Raw genomic sequence first — 18163 nt, forward strand, 5'->3', positions numbered from 1 at the left:
TTACGTCAACCTCCATCCGGCCGCAAGCTCATTTTTGAGTGTGCCTGCGTCCCATTTGCCCCAACCTACCGGATAACCGTCGATACAGACGAGTACGTATCCCTTCGGATCAGCCGGAACGTTCCCGGTTTTTGATTCATCGCCTTCCCTTTCAAGCGGATAAGCAGCTATGTCAGCCGCAGTCATATGCAGCGTTTCCCCTTTCAAATACCGCGTTGCACCTTCGTCATCCGCGCGCAACTGCAGGGAGCGGACCGCCTCCTGCATGCCGAGCCCCATCGCAAGGGGCTGGGATGGCTCGAACTTATACCTGCCCGCCTCGCCGAGGAACCAGCCGGCACGCACTACGCGCAATCCGTCCAATGAAGGAACGCCATCAGGCTGCAGATAGACGCGCGAGCCATAGCTGATCAGCTTCCCCTGCCACGCCTCAGTGCCTCGCACATTCGAAGCGGCGAACTCCTGCCAACGCTGCTCTGGCGTCATTTCCGTCTCCGCTTTGCGCAGCAGGCCTCCGCCATCCTTGCGTCCTTTGGATGCCCCTCGACCGCTTAATGGCTGTACCGCTGTGTTCAACCCTTTGCCATCGCGATCTTTACTGAACCGCTCTTTGCCTTTACGATCCCGCCCCTTGCTGCCGCCCCGTTCACGTCTTCCCTTCAGCTCAGGAGAGTGCTGTTGCTCAGGAGTGTGCGGATGCTCAGCAGGTGAATGGCCCGTTCCGTCATTGAGGCCTTCCCGGATAAGCACTGCGGCATAATGCCCTTCTCCTTTGACTAGATGCGGCCACAATCTTACCGTTCCTGAGATTTCCTGCTTAATCTCACCCAAATCTTTAAGCTGATTATCGATTAATTCATCTTCCCCATCCTGCAGCCCGATCCAATCCGGGCGTCCTGCCGCCCAGCCGTGCGCAAGCGACACTCGCCATACGCTGAGCTCCGGATCTTCCGCCAGCAGCGATGCGATCTGGGCTTCATTCTCCTCGGGTGAGAACGTACAGGTCGAGTAGACCAAACGCCCGCCCGGCGCCAGCATCGCTGCTGCATGGCGCAGAATATCATGCTGCATCACCGCGCAGCGCTCTACGGAATGCCGTTCCCACTGCGTAATCATCGATTCCTCTTTACGGAACATGCCTTCTCCCGAGCAGGGCGCGTCAACCAGGATCCGGTCAAAATAACCTGCGAATACCGGTGCCAATGCTTCCGGTTCCTCATTGAGGACTACCGCATTGCGCACACCCGCCAGCTCAATGTTTTTGGCCAGTGCCTTTGTCCGTTCCCGCGCATTGTCATTGGCGACAAGCACGCCGCGTCCCTGCAGCTTGGCTGCCAGCTGTGTCGATTTCCCCCCGGGAGCCGCGCACAGATCCAGCACCTTATGGCCCGGCTTCACATCCAGCAGCTCTGCCGGCGCCATCGCGCTTGGCTCCTGAATGTAATACAGTCCCGCATGATAGTGCGGATGTTTACCGGGACGATCCCCTTCTTCATAGTAAAAACCGCCCTGCGCCCAAGGAATCGGGCGCAAGCGATCGGCTAAAGGCGATATGCGGAAAAACTGCTCTTCATCAATCTTCAACCTGTTCAAGCGAAGCCCATACAGCCGCATCTCTTCATAAGAAGCCATAAAAGCTTCAAAATCACTGCCAAGCAGCTTTTTCATCTTTGTTGTGAACGCAATCGGCAGCGTTATTCCCATTCCCTAATATCCTCCTGAATATTCCATTTGTCATCGATTAGCCTAAATCCATTATGCTAAACTTTTTATTCTATAGTATAATAACTAAAAGTAAGTGATAAACAAGCCTTGGAGGGAAACCAGCGTAATGAAAAAGAAGAAGAAATTGTATATTTATATTCTCATTGTCATTGCTTTGTTCGGTACGATCTTTTTTCTTAACCAATCCAACAAGAATGAGCTCTACGATAAACCCGTCTCCGATCTCAACCCCGCAACCCGAGCCATACTGGATGACCCCAACTATCAAAATATCATATTACCGGCTGAGTTGGAATCCAAAGTAGACAGCAATGAGGGTTCGTTTGTCTATTTCTTTGCTTCCGATTGCGGCTTCTGCGCACAGACCACGCCGGTTTTAATGCCGCTTGCAGAAGATTTGGGCATCGATCTGCCGCAATTCAACCTGAGAGAATTCGAAGATCATTTTAGAAAGTATGCAATAAATTATACACCGACGCTTGCTTACTTCAAAGACGGCGTTGAAGTCGCGCGCTTGGAAGGCGGCATCAGCACCAATGGCAGCTCCGGTTATACAGAGCAGAACTACATTGATTTCTTCAATGAACACGGCGGCCAAGGAGCGGCAGCACAATGAAGACCGCTGGCCTTGTGAAGCTGCACATGTGGGATAAGCTGCTCATCGGCTTTACGATGATCATCCTATTTGCCGTCTTCATCGCTGGCTGCGGCAGCGCAGAAGAGAGTAATGAGAATCAAGGGCACTCGCACGGAGTTGCAGCTACCGAATCGGAGCAGTTGGAAACGACGGCATCGCTTGCCGATATGCCCGCGTTTCTTGACAATCATACTCCCTTAACGACGGAGCTTTACTCCGAGGTCGGCCAGTATATGGATATTTTGGAGATGATTCATTGTTATTGCGGCTGTATGGATGACGACCCTGCGCACGACTCCTTATTGCGGTGTTACCTCGCGGACGTCGAACCTGGCAAGGTTACCTGGTCTGATCACAGCACCTCCTGCGGCATTTGCAAGATGGAAGCCGAAGATGTGATCGCGATGGCCAAGCAAGGCAAATCCACCGATGAAATCATTGAAGCCATTGACGCAAAGTACAAACCAAACAACATGTAATCACTGACTTCTACGGATTTGCTGCAATAATGCCTCTAAGACACTGCAATACGATTCTTGTTCAACATAAAATCCCCTTAAAAAGGCTGTCAGCCGTTTTAAGGGGATTTTTAAGCTCCAGCATGTCCACAAAATAGGTTAAGCGCTTCCGATTATTATCATCATCGCCGATTTTTTACAGGGCTTCAACTTTAATCATGGGCATTGTCCCCGTGAAGACGCTGCTCGAGCGGTATCTTTGCCAGCTCACCCGCCGCCGAGGCCAGCAGCGGATCGGTAACCTCGATTTTGAATGCTTCGAACCTCGGAGCGGCTCCGGCTTTCGTCCTATCCGACAGCCCGCTGACATACTTTTCGAGCGGCTCCAGTGCGTGCCTGGAATGATGGCGCACCTGTTCGATATTAAGCCCCATATGATCGTCCGGGTAGCCCTCAAGCTTCTCCAGCGCCGCCGTGAACAGCTTCACAGCGCCCGAATAATTATCATTACGCCAATGATGCAGGCCGACAGCGACCTGAAGCAGCCCCTGATAGAACAGGTTCCGGCCTTCCTCCAGCCACAGCTCCTCCATAACTTCATGGCACTCGAAATAATCCTCATCTACATTGAACAGCACGACAAAATGAATATACTTTTCATCGTAGTTCATCTCAAGCCTGCCCGTTGTTTTTTTTGGCTCGCCTGATGGCTTCCTGAATATCCAAAGACAGCTCTTTTAGTCCCCAAGCGTCTTCCTGCTCCCACAGCTCATTAAACTTCAATTGAAACTGCGCCGCCTCGCGTACCCGATGATAGAAGTACAAATCTTGAATGCCGGAGAGCACCATCGAGACAATGTTGGACTTTTCTTCAAACCCGCGCTGGGCGTCTAATATCTCATGGCGGATGCTCGACATCTCATTATCCAGCAGAAAAGCCGCTTCCGCAGCCTTTTTCAATCGATTCCGTACATCGTCAGGCAAACTTTCCTTATATTTATAGTTAAGCGAATGCTCAATGGTTGCCCAAAAATTCATCGCCAGCGTGCGAACCTGAATCTCAGCCAATACCTTCTTGAAGCCAAGCGCCGTTTGTACCGGATATTCCACGATCATGTGGTAGCTGCGATACCCGCTGTCCTTGAAATTCGTTATATAATCCTTCTCATAGATCAGCGTCAGGTCCTTGCGGCCGCGAATCAATTCGGCGACTCGGCGAATATCGTCAACGAATTGGCACATAATGCGAATGCCCGCAATGTCCTCAATTCCGGATTCAATTTGGTCCATTGCTACATTTAACCGTTTTGCCTTCTCCAGAATACTCGATATACGTTTGACCCGGCCGGTGACGAATTCGATCGGCGCATAAGCTTCCCGCGCTTTCAGCTCGCCCCGCATGGTCTTGAATTTAACCTTCAGTTCTTCTACTGCTTGTTCATATGGAAGCAAAAAAAGATTCCAGTCCCTTCCATCCATTCGATCGCCTCCAAATCCGTTTATCGATGTTCTGCTCCGACCGCATCTGACAAATGACGATACCCGTCACGCCGCAGCCTCTCTAGCAGACCAGCGTTCATTTCTCGAAGCAGCCCTGGGCCGCGATAGATCAATGCGGTATACACCTCAACCAGGCTGGCACCGGCGCGGATTTTATCGTATGCGTCATCCGCATTGAAAATGCCCCCCGACCCGATAATCGGCAGTTTGCCCCACGTCTGTCGGTAGATGCTGCGGATCACCTCAGTTGACCGATCCTTCAGCGGTTTGCCGCTTAAGCCGCCTGCTTCCGCGGCATGCTTCTCCGTCAATCCATCGCGCTTGATCGTCGTGTTCGTCGCGATGATCCCGGATGCCCCGCTGTTCATAATCGTATCCACCGTGAATTCGAGCTGCTCATCGGTCATATCCGGCGCAATCTTGACCAGCATCGGCTTAACTGGGGCGCCGTGCTTGCCGGCTTGCTCAGTCATTTCCCCCGTTACAGCAGACAACAGCGTCTTTAACTCGTCGCCATGCTGCAGCGCCCGCAAATCCGGCGTATTCGGAGAGCTGATATTAACAACGAAGAAATCTCCATACGCATATAAACGCTTAATACAAGCGCGGTAATCCTCATGCGCCAATTCATTCGGTGTTGTTTTATTTTTGCCGATATTAACGGCAAGCGGGATACTATGAATCCGGCGTTCCGCTAACCGCTGCGCCATCATGTCCACGCCATCATTGTTGAAGCCCATCCGGTTGATAAGCCCTTCATCGGCAGGAAGACGGAACAATCGCGGCAATTCATTGCCGGGTTGGCCCTTTGGCGTTACGGTTCCCACTTCAATAAAGCCTAGTCCGATACTTGAAAACCCATCCACCGCTTTTGCATTCTTGTCCAGTCCGGCAGCCAGGCCGACCGGAAGCGGAAAGTGCAGGCCGAACAGATCAACTGCTAATTCCGGCGCTTTCTGTACACCATACATCGCTTGCAGAAGCGAAGTCATTCCTGGCAGCTTACCTGCCATGTGGAGGCCGTCGATGGTCAGATGGTGGGCTTTTTCCGGATCCATCTGAAATAGCAACGGTTTTGCTAATTTAGTATATAACACTATTGTTCACTCCGTTCCCCATTTATGCTCTACGTTTCAGTTTATCTTTTTCTCGAACAAAAGAAAAGAGCCCGGTTCCCCGAGCGGTATTGCGGCATAGATCGTAAACGGTTACAATGAAAGGGCAAAAAGATTACATAGAACAGAAAGGTTGATTGAATATGAGCGCAAATCGCAAAAGACCCCCTGCCCTGCGGCGAAAGCCTAATGAGGAAGTGAATAAAAAAGCGCTGATCTGGCTCATTTCCAGCTTTGGTCTTATTGTTATCATCGTCGCATTGCTGCTTATTTTCTCGTAATATCTTGTCCGCCCAACCAACGATATATCACACCGGGGTTTGTCTCATCCTGCTGCGGCGTCAAAGCAAATATGCCAATCGGCTCCAGCAGGCTCTTGGGAAGGCCCCCGCTTTTGATCGTTACCTGCGTGCCCAGCGGCACCAGGTCATACAATTCCTCCACATCCTCTTTCCCCATCCTTATACAGCCTAACGATTCGTCCTTGCCGATTTTGTCCGGCTCATTCGTTCCATGAATCGCATAGCGGGTGTCTGATAATGTCATGCCCCGGCTGCCAAACTCGCCGTCATCGCGGCCATTTGGATTTTTCACCTTCTCACTAATATAAAAACTTCCCTCAGGCGTTTTATCACCGCCCAGACCAACGGCGTAGCTTCGCACAATCACATCGCCGCTCATGACAGCCAGCCGGTGATTAGAACGATCCACAACGATCTCCAGGGGCTGCTGCGGCAAATTAATGCTCTCATAATTCCCGAATCTTGAAATGGTCGTATCGGTTGCCATACGCTGCATTTCCCTTTGCGTTTCCGTACCCGGTTCGCCGGCACTGCCGCTGTTTGTTTGATGTTTGATTTCTTTTAATAGAAATGGAAACATCGCCTTCATCATTTTCGAATCCCCTGCCAAAACATTCGCCGGATAAGGCCGCACCAGCTCATCCAGTTCCTTGGGCCAGCGTTTATACATCATTTGATATTGGTAGATTGCGCTGGCAAGCACCCAACGCTGCTCCTGTTCCATAGACCAATCTCGCAGCGTTCTCTTCGCTGCGGTCGCATCCGTCGGCTGGCAAAGGCAGGTCGCCGCATCATGAAGGCCTACATCCAGCATTGCCCCGCTTGCCGAACGATTAGCCGAGAGTAATACCTTCATATGGCTTGACCATCTCCGGTAGCCGTCTTCCTCCTCCATTCTCACTGCAAGCGCTGACTCACGTTTCATTCCGCTGCCGTAAATGATCTTGCTGAGCACATCCCCGATCAATTCCGAATCGGCTCCATTCACGAAAGCGATCGTCATACCAGGCAACACCTCTGGAGCCTGGGAGGAAGAGGCCGGCAGCATCGGTGAATCCGCTGGACCCGTCAAGCCAGCCGAAGCCTCGGTTAGCTCATTGACTTCAGAATGCTGCGTTTTCGGTATGACGATGAACACACAGAGCAGCAGGAACGCCACAAGCAGCGAAGAGCGCATAAGCAGCACTTTCCGTTTGCGTTTGCGCTCCCATTGCTCCACCGCTTCACGGTGCTGCTGGACGCTTTGTTCCACTGCTGCGCGCTGCTGCTGCACAATGGGATGCTGTTTGGTTTCAAATGCTTCATATACATCTCCTGCTTGAATAAAACAGTAGTTTGCTTTCGCTTCCTTGCCAATCAGCATGTATTCCTTGCCAAGCAAATACCATGCCATTCGGTTTCCGGGGTGATTTTTGACGAATAACTTCAGATAGACGATTTCCTCGCGCTGTTCCACCCCGCTTCCCTCCAATTCAGCTGATTATTTCTATTATCGGCAAAAAAGTTCAGCTGAATTAGTGTACCTGGCAGGCAATGGTTTTGAGCATCATTTCCGGGAACAAAAAAAACCCCCGCTTTGTCGGAACAAAGCCGGGGTTTCAAATGAATCGGAAAACGGATTACATATTAAATGGTTCGTCTGCAATTTTGATGGAATCCGTCGGGCAGCCGTCCGAAGCATCCTGCAAATCATCATAAAGATCTTCAGGAATTTCTGTGTTACCTTTGTTACCGTCATTTGAGTAGATTACTTCCGCCAAACCTTCATCGTCGTAATCATAAATGTCAGGTGCGGTTGCTCCGCAAGCTCCACAAGCGATGCATGTGTCCTTTTCAACCCAAGTGTACTTAGCCATGGAATTTCCCTCCTAAATTCTATCGTTTCCCAATTATAATAACTAAACCTTCATTCCTCAATATATAACAAACCTTCGTCTAATTGCAAGGATGTCCCGCGAATTTTCCGGTTTCTAATTAAAGTTGAAGGATCTTCGCCCAGCATTCCCGCTGTCAATACCGCACTTTCCCCAAATTTGTTGCGCAGCTCGTCCATCGTTTTGGTAAGCGCCGCTTTCTTGGGCTGCTCTTTATATCCGAATAGATCCAATTGGATCGCAGCTTCCCGCCGGGATGTCAGATTCTGCAGCGTGACACCGAGCAGCCGAATCGGCTTCTCTTCCTTCCAGTGGCGATCAAAGAGCTGGCAAGCTTCACGGTACACCTCATCCGTCGACTCCGTCGGCGTTGTCAATGTAGTCGATCGGGTGATCGTTTTCATGTCAGGAGTACGGATAGTGATCTGAACAGTGGCTGTGACGAGCTGCTGCCTGCGCATACGGCGGCAGGTTTGATCGGCCAGATTAAGCAGCACTCGCCGGACATCATCACGTTTCCTAACATCATGCGGCAGTGTTGTTGTATGTCCGATTGATTTATTTCGTTCCCGGTCTGGATTGACCGGTGAATCGTCAAGTCCGTTCGCAGCCTGCTTCAGCCAAGCCCCCATTACGCCGAATTGGTTGATCAGCAGCCCCTCATTCGCTGTTGCAACCTGTCCGATCGTGTACAAGTTCAGTCTCCTTAGCTTCTCCGCGGTTTTGTTGCCAATGCCGAATAAGGTTTCACTGGGCTTATCCCATAATACGCTTGGCACATCGCGAATGCGCAATATGCTGAGGCCGTTGGGCTTTTTTATATCGGAGGCCATCTTCGCAAGCAGTTTATTCGGAGCAATCCCGACAGAGCATGGAAGCGACCATTCGGAGCGAATGCGGCTTTGAATGGCGCTTGCGATTTCAAGCGGTGTGCCAAATACTTTAGAGCCGGTTATATCCAGATAACATTCATCGATCGACACAGGCTCGACAAGCGGCGTGTATTGCCTGGCGATGGACATAAAGCCCCTGGAATACTTACGGTACAAATCAAAATCGGGCGAGATTAAAATAAGCTCGGGACAGAGCCTCAACCCTTCCCGGACGGTCATCCCCGTTTTTACACCCCGGCTTCGCGCAGCATATGAGCAAGTTACGATAATGCCTTTGCGCAGCTCGACACTGCCGGCTACCGCCGTTGGTTTACCACGGTAGACATCAGGCTCTTCCGCCTCATGAACGGAGCAATAAAATGCGTTCATATCCAGATGAAGAACAACCCGGCCATTCGCCGGATAATGCTCATGAACCTGTTTCATTTCCTTGAGCATCCCCTCTATATGGTGTTTACCAACCTCCCCTTCAGCATACATTTTGATCATGGGCAGGTCAATCTGCCATCCGTCCCACTTTTAGGCATCACTTTTCACAAAAAAACGGCGTTATAACTCTACATTCACCGCAATAAATGGTATAATCATAAAATATGACTTTGTATTGGCTGAAATGAAGGAGGAAGCGTCCCGCATGACCCAACAAATCTCAATTTTCGATACGACGCTGCGCGATGGAACACAAGGTGAAGGGATTAGCCTATCGGCAGACGATAAGATCAAAATCGCCCAGAAGCTGGATGCTTTGGGAGTTCATTATATAGAAGGAGGCAATCCTGGCAGCAACAGCAAAGACATCGAGTTTTTCAAACGCGTGAAGTCCTTAAACCTCAATGCCAAGATTACCGCCTTTGGCAGCACCAGACGCAAGAACAGTAGTGCCGAGCAGGACAGCAGCCTGGTACGGATCGTCGAATCGGGCGTCCCCGCGGCTACGCTTGTCGGCAAGTCATGGGACTTCCATGTGCATACCGCACTGCAGACCACGCTGGAAGAAAATCTCGCGATGATCTACGATTCCTTTGCCTTTCTCAAACGCAACGACATGGAAGCGATCTATGATGCCGAGCATTTCTTCGACGGGTACAAACATAATCCGGAGTATGCCATTGCCGCGCTTCGCAGCGCTCAGGACGCAGGTGCAGACTGGATCGTGCTGTGTGATACGAACGGCGGAACGCTGCCCAATGAAATTCACGAGATCGTAGCCAGAGTGCGAGCGGAATTATCGGCGCCGATCGGGATCCATACGCATAACGATTGTGAGCTTGCGGTTGCCAATACATTAGCTGCGGTTGGCGCAGGCGCTACTCAGGTGCAAGGCACGATCAATGGATATGGCGAGCGCTGCGGCAATGCCAACCTGTGCTCCATCATTCCTAACCTGCAGATCAAGATGAATTATTCTTGCATCAGCAGCGAGCAAATTGCTCAATTGACGAATGTCGCACGGTATATTAGCGAGATCGCCAATGTGCACATGCCCGTGAACCAAGCGTATGTCGGCAATGCTGCATTTGCCCACAAAGGCGGCATTCACGTTTCGGCGATTATGAAGGACTCCAAAACGTACGAGCATATCGCACCTGAGCTTGTCGGCAATAAGCAGCGCATTCTCGTATCGGAGCTTGCGGGCCAAAGCAATATCATCTCCAAAGCGCAAGAGCTCGGCTTGGATGTGAATGCGAATAACGATAAGACAAAGCAGATCATCGACCGGATTAAAGATCTGGAGCATCAAGGCTACCAGTTCGAAGGTGCGGATGCTTCGCTTGAACTGCTGCTGAGAGAAGCGTTCGGCGGCGAGACCAAAGAGATCTTCAAGCTCGAATCCTTCAAAATGCTGGTGGAGAAAAATGCCGGCCAGATGGTATCCGAGGCGATCGTCAAAATCAATGTCGACGGCGAGACGGTTTATACCGCAGCAGAAGGCAATGGACCGGTCAATGCGCTGGATAACGCACTGCGCAAAGCGCTGATGCAGTTCTACCCGAACATTATGAACATCCATCTCTCCGACTACAAAGTCCGGGTGATTGATGAAAATGACGCAACGGCTGCCAAGGTTCGCGTTCTGATCGAATCCACCGATTTTGACAACACATGGAGTACGGTTGGCGTTTCGAGCAATATTATTGAAGCGAGCTGGGAAGCATTGGTCGACAGCATCCGTTACGCCCTGTTGAATATGGCCAAAGTAGAAAGCCAAGCCATCGATACGCGCGAGAGGCTGGGCTTAGTAAATCACTGATGAAAAGCAATCAAGACCGTCCGAATTCCACTTCGGGCGGTTTTCTTATGTATTGGCTTGTCGTCGTACTTTTCTCAACACAATAAAAGAGCACTATCCGCGACGGATAGTGCCCTGCTCATAATCGTCCAGGTTAAATCTCGGCCCACTTATCAATCAATCGTTCCCACTCCTGTTTGGAGATGACCCCTGTAATGCGCTCGCGAATGACGCCATTGCGGTCGATTAACAGAGTCGTAGGGAATTGGGATACTTTGTACAAGCTTGTCGCCACTCCGTCACGGTCCATCAGGATTGGAAAAGTAAGCTGGAAATCATCAACAAATTGCCGTGCTTGTCTTTCTTTATCATAAGATGTCGCATTGACGCCGTACAAGGCAATCACATCTCCGTGTGATTCATGAAGCTCCTGCAGATCCGGCGCCTCCAGCTCACAAGGACCGCACCACGACGCCCAAAAATTAACCAGGAGCAGCTTTTCAGTTTGTCCGCCTACAGCATAATTTTTATCATCCAGAGCGGGAAGCTCAAAGGCCGGTGCCGCAAAACCGCGCTTCGGCTGTGCATCCTCAGAGTGCGACGCGGCGACTTCCTTTTTTTCGTTATTTTGATAAATCGCAAGCGCAGCCAACATAACAACTGCAGCAAGAATCATGATATTTCTCTTCATGTCTAATACCCTCTTTCCTTTATCCTCGCTGATTTCATCATAACATTTTGCAGAATTGAAGCTCAAGCAAACGGGCACATTATGACGGAGCTACCACTTCGAATGTGACTGGAAGGTGAACAGCAGCGTGCAAAAATCAAAGAGCAAATGGCCCTGGATTGTTATAGACCGGAGACAACGGACATCCGAACCGTTAACTCAAAATAAATCGGAAACTAAGCAATCAACGTCCTCATCCAAATGGAAGGAATATGTTGCCCTTGCAACGGTTCCGATGGTGCTGGTGTTGGGCAATTCCATGCTCGTTCCGATTCTTCCCGATATGGAGCGAGAACTGAGCATCAGTGGATTTCAATCCAGCTTGATTATTACGTTATTTTCGGTTACGGCCGGTATTTTCATACCTTTTGCCGGTTATTTGTCTGACCGTTTCTCCCGCAAAGCAATTATCTTGCCTTCTCTGGGCTTGTACGGCGCTGCTGGTATTCTGGCAGGCTTCGGGGCTGTTTGGGGATCTTATGGAGTCGTTATCGCGGCGAGGACGCTGCAGGGGCTGGGAGCCGCCGGTACAGCTCCGATCGCAATGGCGCTGGTCGGCGATATGTACAAGGATGGCAATGAGAGCGAAGCGCTGGGATTGATTGAGGCGTCTAATGGCGCCGGTAAAGTTATCAGTCCGATTCTGGGCTCGCTGCTTGCGCTAATCATTTGGTATGCGGCTTTTTTTGCCTTTCCGATCTTCTGTGCGCTTTCCTTTATTGCGGTGATGTTTATGATTAAAGAGCCTTCCAGTAAGCAAGGACCTCCGCCAATCCGGCAGTACGTGAAACAAATCGCCGATGTATTCCGCAAGAAAGGGCGCTGGCTCATTCCTGCATTTCTCGCCGGATCGTTAGCCTTGTTCATTCTGTTCGGCGTATTGTTCTTCCTGTCCGATCTGCTGGAGAAAGAACCCTATCATATCGACGGCGTAGCCAAAGGCGGTGTATTGGCAATCCCGCTTCTCGGGCTGGTCGTCACCGCTTATCTAAGCGGCCGCATCATTAAGAACAACGGCCATCTGATGCGCATATTTATGAATGCCGGCTTATTGGGGATGGCCGTATCGTTAGGGGCAGCGATCATCCTTCATAAACAGCTGATTTGGTTGATCGCCTTGTTAACGTTATCCAGCATTGGCACCGGGCTGCTGCTGCCCTGCTTGAATACATTAATTACAGGATCGGTTGAACGGACGCACCGCGGTATGGTTACGTCCCTGTACAGCAGCCTTCGTTTTCTGGGCGTTGCATTCGGACCTCCCATATTCGGCTTTCTGACCTCCAAATCTCAGACGATTCTATTTGTCATCGTCTCCATTATGGCGCTCGCTGCACTCATCATGGTATTTTTCATGATCAAACCTCCGAAAAAAGCCGGTGATACGGCAGCCAAATGATTTCCGATATCGTATGGATAAGGTATACTTGTTACAACCTTTTTTCGTGGGAGAACGATGATGAACAAATCTGCAGCCTTTACATCTCAACATAGCGATATTCACATAACATCAGCGGCCTTTGGGCAGCTGTCCCGGTACTGCCAATCCGGTTTTCCCTTCGAAGCCTGCGGGATCCTGACAGGTCCTGCCCAAGCCTTATCAGGCACGGCTGCTATTATTACGGATATCCGGCCGGTCAAAAATATTAGCCGTCATCCCGAACAGTCATTTGTGTTTGATCCAATGGAGTGGGTAAAAACATTTTATGACATAAAAAAAAACCAACAACAAATTGTCGGTTTGTTTCATTCCCATCCTGGGGGAACGGCTGGTCCATCCATCGCGGATCTGGCCGGCTTTCCCAATGGTTTAGATACGACTTACTGGATTGTCTCTTTATCGCTCTCGAAATCACCGGCTGTATATGCATACCGGTTTGTAGAAGGGCATTTTTCGCCTCTAATGTTTACTCAAATAAGCGTATAAATCAGCAAGCGTCGTAATATTTCGCGATAACATCTCTTTGAGGTATTTTCTCCACAGCTGGGCGGTCATCAACGAATCCTGAAGGGCATGGTGGCGCTCTGTAATCGGTATGCCGTAGCTTTCCAGCAATTCATCCAAGCCATGTCCTTCCCGCTTGGGCTCCAGCCATTTGGATACCATCATCGTATCCAGAACCCGGTGGGACAGATTGACCTTAGACGTACGCCATAACGCGGCGTTTAAAAACTGCTTGTCATGGCCGCTTCCATGTGCGATCAGCACTCTTTTACCGATAAACTCCATGAAATCATGCAGCACCTGCATTAAATCCGGTGCCGTTTCCACCATCTCGTTCGTGATTCCAGTCAACGTAGTGATATGCTTTGGCACCTTACGCTTCGGATTGACCAGACTGTAGAATGTCTTCGTTTCATCTATTTCCTCATCACCGTGCAGCAGAACGCCGCCCACCGACAATATTTCATCGCCATTATAAGGATAAAAACCCGTCGTCTCCAAATCGAAGACGACGACCTCCAATTCCCGCAGCGGTTGATCCAGTACGGATTGCTTGCGCTGCTCTTTGCTAACCGATCGAATAAATGCCATTTGCTGTGCATTTTGAGCGCCCATCATCGACGCGATCGCTGGCGTAATTCCGCCCATTTTGTATAAATGCCACATGCGTCCGACACCTTTTTGCTGTTTCATGTCCTTCGCCTCCGCATTGCCTTACCCAAGCTTACCCATGGTTTGTTTGTATACACGGCGCTGAAGCTTCTGCCCTGTTTTCAGAGCTAGTTTCAGCTCGTCCTTCATTTCCTTCGTCAACCTGCTGCCGGCCAATTTTCCGTTGTTCGTAAACATGCCGTCCTCTGTGTGCTCAATAGTAATTAAGCGGAGCTTCAAAAATATACGGAATGTTTCCGCATACACGGAAGCATCCTCTGCCGCGAGCATGTCTCTGTTCTTTAACTCGCTTATCCGCTCCAGTGTGGAAGTTTCTCTAAGTCCAGCCTGAATCGCCATTAAGCGAATCGCATTGACCATCGGTATGTAAGCTCCATATTTAATGTCAATGCTGCCGGCTTCCTCGCCGTACTGCTCCTTAAGAAGTTGTCCGAACACACCGAGCAGCATCTTGTGGCGCATTGTATTTTCCAGCATACGACGGACGATAAGCGGCTTTGCAAGCGTGTCGGAATAGAATGCGTTTTTTAATTTCCGGGCCAGCTCGCGGTCTCCATAGACAAGCCTTCCATCGGCTACGATGAGCAGGTAACGGACAAATTCCCAGTCTGCTTCATCAAACCAATGATCCAGCTGTTTCTCCCAGTCCGTTATCGACATACACCATTGCGGATTGGAACTGATCACATTTCCATCACAGGGCGGATATCCCGTCTCCTGTAATGAAGCTACAATTGTGGAAGCAAGCTCTTTGAAGTATGTTTCAACTTTAGCTTTGTCATCCTCGCTATCCGGATTACCATATACAATACCGCTATCCTGATCACTTGATAACGTCTGCTCTTGCCTTCCCCCGCTGCCGAACAATAAATAAGCGTAAGGCACGGGGGGAGAACCCTTCCCCATCCGTGCCATATCCGCTTCTGCGAGGGCAATGACGCGCCTGATCAGCGCATCGTGCACCTCATTTAATTGGTCATAAAACTGCTCGACAGAGAGCGTTGGGAGCAGAGCTTCCATCCTATTGTGAACTTGATCCCGCAATCCGCGTAGCGCTGTAATCGTCTCGGCTGAACCGATCTCCCCCAGCAGCTGCACTCGCACCGGATCGCTCATTCGGCGCTCTCTCCCCTCGTCTTCGTCTTTATTATGCGTTCAAGTCTTGCTGCCCTTTTTTCATTTGCTCAGGATAACCATAAGCACCATGCTCGCTCAAGTCAAGACCGATAATTTCTTGCTCTTCACTTACACGGAAACCAGTCACCATCTTCACGATGGAGAGGACGATGAACGATACGATGAATACGAACGCGCCGCAGACGACGACACTTTCAAACTGTACCCACAGCTGTCCCCAGCCGCCGCCGTAGAACAAGCCTGGACGACCAACGCCAACGGTCTCAACAAGCTCAGGCGTTGCGAACAAACCATTTGCCAGCGTACCCCAGACACCTGCCGCACCATGCACGGACAAGGCAAAGATCGGATCGTCGATTTTCTTTTTCTCGAAGAATCTTTGGCTGAAGAATACCAGTACACCTGCGACCAAACCAATAACAACCGCCGCCCACGGATTAACGAAGGCACAAGACGCCGTGATCGCAACCAGACCGGCCAGCGCACCGTTAAGCATTGCAGTGATGTCAGATTTACCAAGCACGATCCAAGAGATCAGCATCGCCGCTACCGCACCGGCGCCAGCGCCGAGCTGTGTATTGAAAGCTACGAATCCGAAGAGACCATCGCCGACAGCAATCGTACTGCCTGCGTTAAACCCGAACCAGCCTACCCACAGAAGCAGTACGGAAAGTGCAGTGAAGACTTGGTTATGGCCCAAGATTTGGTTGGCAGAACCATCTTTATTGAATTTACCGATACGAGGCTTCAGCAAGATTGTTGCAGCCAGAGCCGCCATTGCACCGGACAAGTGAACGACTGTCGATCCGGCAAAGTCCTGTGCGCCGTCTTCAGCCAACCAGCCGCCGCCCCAGATCCAGTGAGCGACAATTGGATAGATAAGACCGACGTAGATCAATGTAAAGATTAAATAGGAAGAAAGTTTAGCGCGTTCTGCGAATCCACCCCAAGCGATGGAAAGTGAAATCGTTGCAAATGCTAATTGGAAAACAAAGAAGATTGCCGGTGATAGTCCATCATTTTCACCGTATACGATTCCCGGGTTATAGAAGAAATCACCTAATCCGATGAAGAGATTTCCACTTCCGCCAAATGCGAATCCATAACCGATCGCCCAGTAAATCAGAGAACCTAGTCCGAATGTGAAAATCGTTTTACCTGCAACGTGACCAGCATTTTTCATCCGGGTAGAACCGGACTCCAGAAGTATAAATCCGCCTTGCATCAAAATGACGAGAACTGCTGCGATCATGACCCAAAGCGAGTTAAGCCCCGTATTCAGCATTGCATTGGATGGCGCTTCTGCGAACGCCATTGCCGGGAACAATGTTAGCAATGCACCCACTGTAATTAATACTTTCTTGACCACTACGACCACTCCCTTAATGTGATGTTTCTTAACACTATCTGAAAGACTTAATGTCATTATAGTCAGAACCACTTCATTTGACAATAACCTTTTTGAAAAAAATCAAAAAAAATGCGAACAAAATCAAACGTTCGCCTTCCTATTTAAGAATAATGTTAAGTTTTTTCACTAATAATGCTCGAAATTTGGGTGATTATCTATCCATTCTTCGCTTTTTGATGATAATCTTGGAAATAGACATTCCATTCAGAATGCGAAAATTATGAAGAGTCTGACAAATCTATGTCATATATTGTTCACACAATCATAGGATTCAATAAACACATCAAACTATAACGTTTGACTGTATGGTTCGCTTTTCTGTATCATATAATGTATAAAGAAGATATTTAGATTTCGAAGGAAGGTGATGGCATTGGGGATACTACCTTGTACAGGATTGGCGAATTAGCCAAAAAAGCGAATGTCAGTCCACGCACAATCGACTTTTATACCTCGATTGGATTATTGGAGCCGCATAAGAGGTCAGCCAAGAACTATCGACTATATAATGACGAAACCTTGCAGCGACTTGAACGTATTGAACAAATGAAGAAAGAAAAATATACATTAGAAGAGATAAAAGCAAGTTTGAAGCAATGGAGCAAGGTATCGTCAGAGGAACATGTTTCGCGTAAGCTGACCGACCTACAGCTTCATTTAGAACAGCTGCAGCGTGAGGTTAAGGAATTAGAGCCGGTCATCCATCAGCTTAAGCCCCAGCAAGCCAAACATTTAACCAACAAGCTGATGCCCCAAACCGCAGCCTGCATCGAAGCGCTAATGCTCTTGCTTGGCAAAGGTCCGCTAATGTAATAATAACTATACTATGGAGGCGATCAAGACATGTTTTTTCACCCGATGGATTTTTTAATTATTATCGCATTCGGACTTTCGATCTGGGCACAGTTCCGGGTAAAAGGAACCTTTAACAAATGGGCCGGGGTTCAGACCGTGTACGGGCTTACCGGCTACGAAGCTGCTCGCCGGATGCTTGACAACAACGGCCTTCACGATGTGCCCATTGAACCGGTTCCAGGCCGTCTGACAGACCACTATGACCCGATTAACCGTGTTGTTCGTCTTTCTGAGCCTGTATACTATGAAAATTCGATTTCTGCAGTTTCCGTTGCATGCCACGAGGTAGGACACGCCATTCAGCACAGTGAACACTATCCGATGTTAGTGCTTCGCCATCGCATGTTCCCGGTCGTGAATCTGACTTCCGGTATCGCGCCATTCCTGTTGATTGCCGGATTTTTGTTCCAATCGATGGGATTAATCGGTCTTGGTATCATTTTCTTCTCCGCCGTTGTAGCCTTTCAGCTTGTTACACTGCCTGTTGAGTTCAATGCCAGCAGCCGTGCGCGCGATCTGATGATTTCCGAAGGCTTCATTACCAACGATGAAGAGCGCGGCGTGGCCAAGGTTCTAAATGCGGCGGCTCTCACGTATGTAGCTGCAGCGCTGATCTCCTTGCTCGAGTTGATCAAGTACATTATGATCTTTACACAGAACAGAGAATAATCTGACCTAT

The 18163-nt window shown here is 49.7% G+C and carries 19 protein-coding genes; 8 read left to right on the plus strand and 11 right to left on the minus strand.

Features of this window, described 5'->3' with window-relative positions:
• Positions 1-1704, minus strand: a complete 1704-nt coding sequence (locus IEW11_RS17615) for an RsmB/NOP family class I SAM-dependent RNA methyltransferase (RefSeq protein WP_188532387.1) — start codon at positions 1702-1704, stop codon at positions 1-3.
• 127 nt (positions 1705-1831) lie between these two features.
• On the opposite strand from IEW11_RS17615, the gene IEW11_RS17620 reads away from it, so the two are divergent.
• Both IEW11_RS17620 and IEW11_RS17625 read left to right on the plus strand, forming a co-directional pair.
• A complete protein-coding gene (locus tag IEW11_RS17620; protein WP_188532388.1) occupies positions 1832-2341 on the plus strand; it encodes a thioredoxin family protein in 510 nt (169 codons plus the stop codon).
• Complete coding sequence (locus tag IEW11_RS17625; protein WP_188532389.1) at positions 2338-2841, plus strand: PCYCGC motif-containing (lipo)protein; 504 nt, start codon at positions 2338-2340, stop codon at positions 2839-2841. Before IEW11_RS17620 ends, IEW11_RS17625 begins: the two co-directional genes overlap by 4 nt.
• Before the next feature lie 191 nt (positions 2842-3032).
• Here the strand turns inward: IEW11_RS17625 and IEW11_RS17630 are convergent, their stop codons facing one another.
• Genes IEW11_RS17630 through IEW11_RS17640 form a run of 3 tightly spaced genes read right to left on the minus strand, consistent with a single transcriptional unit; the run spans position 3033 to position 5417 of the window.
• Entirely contained in the window at positions 3033-3491 is a 459-nt protein-coding gene (locus IEW11_RS17630) for a DUF309 domain-containing protein (protein WP_188532390.1), read from the minus strand.
• 1 nt (position 3492) lies between these two features.
• The gene (gene yjbM, locus IEW11_RS17635) at positions 3493-4299 is read right to left on the minus strand and encodes a GTP diphosphokinase (protein WP_188532391.1); all 807 of its coding nucleotides are present in this window, start codon (positions 4297-4299) and stop codon (positions 3493-3495) included.
• Positions 4300-4319: 20 nt separating this feature from the next.
• Positions 4320-5417, minus strand: coding sequence for a quinone-dependent dihydroorotate dehydrogenase (locus tag IEW11_RS17640; RefSeq protein ID WP_188532392.1), 1098 nt, complete (start codon positions 5415-5417; stop codon positions 4320-4322).
• A 161-nt stretch (positions 5418-5578) separates the two neighbouring features.
• Here IEW11_RS17640 and IEW11_RS17645 point away from each other — a divergent pair, with 161 nt between their 5' ends.
• Positions 5579-5716 carry a hypothetical protein gene (locus IEW11_RS17645; protein ID WP_188532393.1) on the plus strand — a complete coding sequence of 46 codons (138 nt, stop codon included), beginning with the start codon at positions 5579-5581 and terminating at the stop codon, positions 5714-5716.
• Here IEW11_RS17645 and IEW11_RS17650 read toward each other — a convergent pair.
• The 3 genes from IEW11_RS17650 to IEW11_RS17660 form a co-directional block, all read right to left on the minus strand.
• Positions 5703-7130 (minus strand): L,D-transpeptidase, encoded by a 1428-nt coding sequence (locus IEW11_RS17650; RefSeq protein ID WP_444544003.1) that lies wholly within the window; start codon positions 7128-7130, stop codon positions 5703-5705. The genes IEW11_RS17645 and IEW11_RS17650 overlap by 14 nt on opposite strands.
• A 226-nt stretch (positions 7131-7356) precedes the next feature.
• Positions 7357-7593, minus strand: coding sequence for a ferredoxin (locus IEW11_RS17655; protein WP_188532395.1), 237 nt, complete (start codon positions 7591-7593; stop codon positions 7357-7359).
• A gap of 50 nt (positions 7594-7643) precedes the next feature.
• Entirely contained in the window at positions 7644-8930 is a 1287-nt protein-coding gene (locus IEW11_RS17660; RefSeq protein ID WP_188532396.1) for a DNA polymerase IV, read from the minus strand.
• A gap of 208 nt (positions 8931-9138) precedes the next feature.
• On the opposite strand from IEW11_RS17660, the gene cimA reads away from it, so the two are divergent.
• A complete protein-coding gene (cimA, locus tag IEW11_RS17665) occupies positions 9139-10755 on the plus strand; it encodes a citramalate synthase (RefSeq protein ID WP_188532397.1) in 1617 nt (538 codons plus the stop codon).
• A 133-nt stretch (positions 10756-10888) separates the two neighbouring features.
• On the opposite strand, the gene IEW11_RS17670 is transcribed toward cimA, so the two are convergent.
• Positions 10889-11425 (minus strand): TlpA family protein disulfide reductase, encoded by a 537-nt coding sequence (locus IEW11_RS17670; RefSeq protein WP_188532398.1) that lies wholly within the window; start codon positions 11423-11425, stop codon positions 10889-10891.
• Between the two features lie 127 nt (positions 11426-11552).
• Here IEW11_RS17670 and IEW11_RS17675 point away from each other — a divergent pair, with 127 nt between their 5' ends.
• Both IEW11_RS17675 and IEW11_RS17680 read left to right on the plus strand, forming a co-directional pair.
• Complete coding sequence (locus IEW11_RS17675) at positions 11553-12863, plus strand: MFS transporter (RefSeq protein WP_373289343.1); 1311 nt, start codon at positions 11553-11555, stop codon at positions 12861-12863.
• A gap of 60 nt (positions 12864-12923) precedes the next feature.
• Positions 12924-13391: a M67 family metallopeptidase gene (locus IEW11_RS17680; RefSeq protein WP_188532399.1), complete on the plus strand. Its 468-nt coding sequence runs from the start codon at positions 12924-12926 to the stop codon at positions 13389-13391.
• On the opposite strand, the gene IEW11_RS17685 is transcribed toward IEW11_RS17680, so the two are convergent.
• The 3 genes from IEW11_RS17685 to IEW11_RS17695 are packed head-to-tail and all read right to left on the minus strand — an operon-like array spanning position 13365 to position 16533.
• Positions 13365-14102 carry a 3'-5' exonuclease gene (locus IEW11_RS17685; protein WP_188532400.1) on the minus strand — a complete coding sequence of 246 codons (738 nt, stop codon included), beginning with the start codon at positions 14100-14102 and terminating at the stop codon, positions 13365-13367. The two genes, IEW11_RS17680 and IEW11_RS17685, sit on opposite strands and share 27 nt — an antisense overlap.
• 21 nt (positions 14103-14123) lie before the next feature.
• Complete coding sequence (locus IEW11_RS17690) at positions 14124-15197, minus strand: DUF294 nucleotidyltransferase-like domain-containing protein (protein ID WP_188532401.1); 1074 nt, start codon at positions 15195-15197, stop codon at positions 14124-14126.
• 31 nt (positions 15198-15228) lie between these two features.
• Positions 15229-16533, minus strand: coding sequence for an ammonium transporter (locus IEW11_RS17695; RefSeq protein ID WP_373289346.1), 1305 nt, complete (start codon positions 16531-16533; stop codon positions 15229-15231).
• A gap of 483 nt (positions 16534-17016) precedes the next feature.
• On the opposite strand from IEW11_RS17695, the gene IEW11_RS17700 reads away from it, so the two are divergent.
• On the plus strand, positions 17017-17442 hold the full coding sequence (locus IEW11_RS17700) for a MerR family transcriptional regulator (RefSeq protein WP_229725405.1): 426 nt from the start codon (positions 17017-17019) through the stop codon (positions 17440-17442).
• Positions 17443-17472: 30 nt separating this feature from the next.
• A complete protein-coding gene (locus IEW11_RS17705; RefSeq protein ID WP_188532403.1) occupies positions 17473-18153 on the plus strand; it encodes a zinc metallopeptidase in 681 nt (226 codons plus the stop codon).
• Positions 18154-18163: the final 10 nt, after the last annotated feature.

Origin of the sequence: Paenibacillus abyssi (assembly GCF_014640295.1) — a bacterium.
Taxonomy (GTDB): domain Bacteria; phylum Bacillota; class Bacilli; order Paenibacillales; family Paenibacillaceae; genus Paenibacillus_D; species Paenibacillus_D abyssi.

Coding starts and splice junctions, on each gene's coding strand:
- IEW11_RS17615 (WP_188532387.1), bottom strand. CDS start 1,704: ATGGGAATAACGCTGCCGATTGCGTTCACAACAAAGATGAAAAAGCTG.
- IEW11_RS17620 (WP_188532388.1), top strand. CDS start 1,832: ATGAAAAAGAAGAAGAAATTGTATATTTATATTCTCATTGTCATTGCT.
- IEW11_RS17625 (WP_188532389.1), top strand. CDS start 2,338: ATGAAGACCGCTGGCCTTGTGAAGCTGCACATGTGGGATAAGCTGCTC.
- IEW11_RS17630 (WP_188532390.1), bottom strand. CDS start 3,491: ATGAACTACGATGAAAAGTATATTCATTTTGTCGTGCTGTTCAATGTA.
- yjbM (WP_188532391.1), bottom strand. CDS start 4,299: ATGGATGGAAGGGACTGGAATCTTTTTTTGCTTCCATATGAACAAGCA.
- IEW11_RS17645 (WP_188532393.1), top strand. CDS start 5,579: ATGAGCGCAAATCGCAAAAGACCCCCTGCCCTGCGGCGAAAGCCTAAT.
- IEW11_RS17650 (WP_444544003.1), bottom strand. CDS start 7,130: ATGGCATGGTATTTGCTTGGCAAGGAATACATGCTGATTGGCAAGGAA.
- IEW11_RS17655 (WP_188532395.1), bottom strand. CDS start 7,593: ATGGCTAAGTACACTTGGGTTGAAAAGGACACATGCATCGCTTGTGGA.
- IEW11_RS17660 (WP_188532396.1), bottom strand. CDS start 8,930: ATGAAACAGGTTCATGAGCATTATCCGGCGAATGGCCGGGTTGTTCTT.
- cimA (WP_188532397.1), top strand. CDS start 9,139: ATGACCCAACAAATCTCAATTTTCGATACGACGCTGCGCGATGGAACA.
- IEW11_RS17670 (WP_188532398.1), bottom strand. CDS start 11,425: ATGAAGAGAAATATCATGATTCTTGCTGCAGTTGTTATGTTGGCTGCG.
- IEW11_RS17680 (WP_188532399.1), top strand. CDS start 12,924: ATGAACAAATCTGCAGCCTTTACATCTCAACATAGCGATATTCACATA.
- IEW11_RS17685 (WP_188532400.1), bottom strand. CDS start 14,102: ATGAAACAGCAAAAAGGTGTCGGACGCATGTGGCATTTATACAAAATG.
- IEW11_RS17690 (WP_188532401.1), bottom strand. CDS start 15,197: ATGAGCGATCCGGTGCGAGTGCAGCTGCTGGGGGAGATCGGTTCAGCC.
- IEW11_RS17695 (WP_373289346.1), bottom strand. CDS start 16,533: ATGGCGTTCGCAGAAGCGCCATCCAATGCAATGCTGAATACGGGGCTT.
- IEW11_RS17705 (WP_188532403.1), top strand. CDS start 17,473: ATGTTTTTTCACCCGATGGATTTTTTAATTATTATCGCATTCGGACTT.